This window comes from Nocardia sp. 852002-51101_SCH5132738, from assembly GCF_001665695.1.
In the GTDB taxonomy this organism is placed as follows: Bacteria; Actinomycetota; Actinomycetes; order Mycobacteriales; family Mycobacteriaceae; genus Nocardia; species Nocardia nova.
On sequence record NZ_LZML01000055.1, the window covers coordinates 1 to 1,725 of the forward strand.

Genomic DNA, 1,725 nt, shown 5'->3' on the forward strand with positions numbered 1-1,725 from the left:
ACACCGACAAACGTCGCTTCATTTCGGGGCCCGCCTTCTCTCCGTCGCCAAACAGTGGAGAAGGCGGGTTTTGTCGTTTCACAACGTCGCTCTGGGCCAGCTTTCCGCACTGCGACCGCCGGTTGGCGGACCGACACGCACCCGGGTTGGGTGTGTCGCAGCGGGCAGAAACCCCGTCCAGAACACGATCTGGACGGGGTTTCCAACTTGCTGGGTCCCGTCGATTGCGGTGGTCAGTAGTCGCCAGACATCAGGTCCAGGTAGGCGTCGCGCGACAGCACCACCACCTCGTCACGGTCGCGGATCGCGGCTTCGAGCTCGTGGGCCTGGTCCAGCTCGAGCACGATGCGATGCGGCGCCACCTCGGCGACGGTGGCCTCGTACTCGAAATAGGCGTCGCTGCTCATCGGTTCACCTCCTCCGGCGGCAGATCCGGGATCCGCTCGGCCAGCGCGGCCAGCAGACGTTCCCGCTCGGCATGGCGCAGGTAGCGCCGCTGGGACTCGCTGGCATCGTCCATCGGAGTCAGCCGCAACGCCGGATGCAGCGAATCGGTGGCCATGCCCGCCAGCTCTCGGGCCAGCCGCAGCACCGTGGCCACCTCGGCGTCGGAAAGCCACAGCGCGGCATAGGTGTTGGTCACCGGCCCGGTCAGCGTGACCAGCCATTCGGTGGTCTTCTTGCTCGCTACTGCGGTGCTCATGCCCACCCCCACGGATCCAGCCCGGTCAGGGTCGGAGAGATGTCGAGAGCGATGACCAGCGCACCGTTGCTGTAGTGCACGAAGTCACGAACCCGCTCGGCGACCGCGGTTTCGAGCACCTCGGCCCGGATCGGTGGGGCGTCGGCGGCGGCCAGGACCGCTTCGTCGAGTTCGTAGGCGGCATCCGACAGCTGGGCAGTGGCCTCGCGCAGGTCGATATCGGTGCGGGTGATCGCCCGCAACGCCTCGGCCAGGCGGGTGATGGTGGCGCCGAACTGCTGCGCGATCGCGGCCTCGGCGGCGGTGACCGGCGCAGTGGTGACGGTGAGGGTGCTCACGACTGCACCTCCCCGGCCCGAGTCGGCGCCAGGCCTGTCAACGTCCACCGGCTGCCGTCAGCGACGATCGGCGACACATCCAGCACGTCAGCGTCCCGATAGTGATGCGCACCGGACTGCCAGCCACCTGGCACACGCTCAACAATCGGCCACGCCTCACCACTGGGACCGGACTGGACATGGATGATCGCGATGTTCGCCTGTGCCGCTTCGAGTTCGGCGATGCGGGCACGTGCTTCGCGCAGACTCGCGCCCATTTCGGCCAGGCGCTCCCACACCAAACCCCTCATCGGGCGTCCTCGTCGCTGGCGTACTGCTCGCCGATGATGTGCAGGCTCCCGGCCGGATCGCGGAAGGCCAGCCGCTGCACCACGGCGCGAGTGACGTTCTGGCGCACCGCGGTTCCGACCGCGCGCGGGTCGGCGGCGGTGAATCCCTCGGCCTCGGGGCCGCCGCCGGCGGTCTGGATCTCGAGCAGTTCGTGCAGGTGGCCGATCAGCTCGCGGGCGTCTTCGGCCTTGACCCGCAGCTCGGAGAACTCGGCGCGCCCGCCGGGGGTGTTGTCCAGGGTCATGCTCAGCGCGAGCGCGGCCAGCTCGGTCAACGCGGCGGTGATCTGCGGGCCGAGGTCGGCGGTGATGTATCGGTTCGGCATTTCTGCCCCTTTCGGTGATGATGGGGGCG

Annotated in this window: 5 protein-coding genes; all 5 read right to left on the reverse strand. The window is 68.5% G+C overall.

What is annotated here, in order from left to right:
* Positions 1-233: 233 nt before the first annotated feature.
* On the reverse strand, positions 234-407 hold the full coding sequence (locus A5789_RS36375; protein ID WP_156772992.1) for a hypothetical protein: 174 nt from the start codon (positions 405-407) through the stop codon (positions 234-236).
* Positions 404-703, reverse strand: coding sequence for a hypothetical protein (locus A5789_RS08225; RefSeq protein ID WP_064927168.1), 300 nt, complete (start codon positions 701-703; stop codon positions 404-406). Before A5789_RS08225 ends, A5789_RS36375 begins: the two co-directional genes overlap by 4 nt.
* Positions 700-1,041 (reverse strand): hypothetical protein, encoded by a 342-nt coding sequence (locus A5789_RS08230; RefSeq protein WP_064927170.1) that lies wholly within the window; start codon positions 1,039-1,041, stop codon positions 700-702. The genes A5789_RS08225 and A5789_RS08230 overlap by 4 nt, the downstream gene beginning before the upstream one ends.
* Entirely contained in the window at positions 1,038-1,331 is a 294-nt protein-coding gene (locus A5789_RS08235; protein ID WP_064927172.1) for a hypothetical protein, read from the reverse strand. Before A5789_RS08235 ends, A5789_RS08230 begins: the two co-directional genes overlap by 4 nt.
* Positions 1,328-1,725 (reverse strand): hypothetical protein (locus tag A5789_RS08240; protein WP_231956637.1); only part of this gene is annotated, 398 nt, incomplete at its 5' end. The genes A5789_RS08235 and A5789_RS08240, both read right to left, overlap by 4 nt.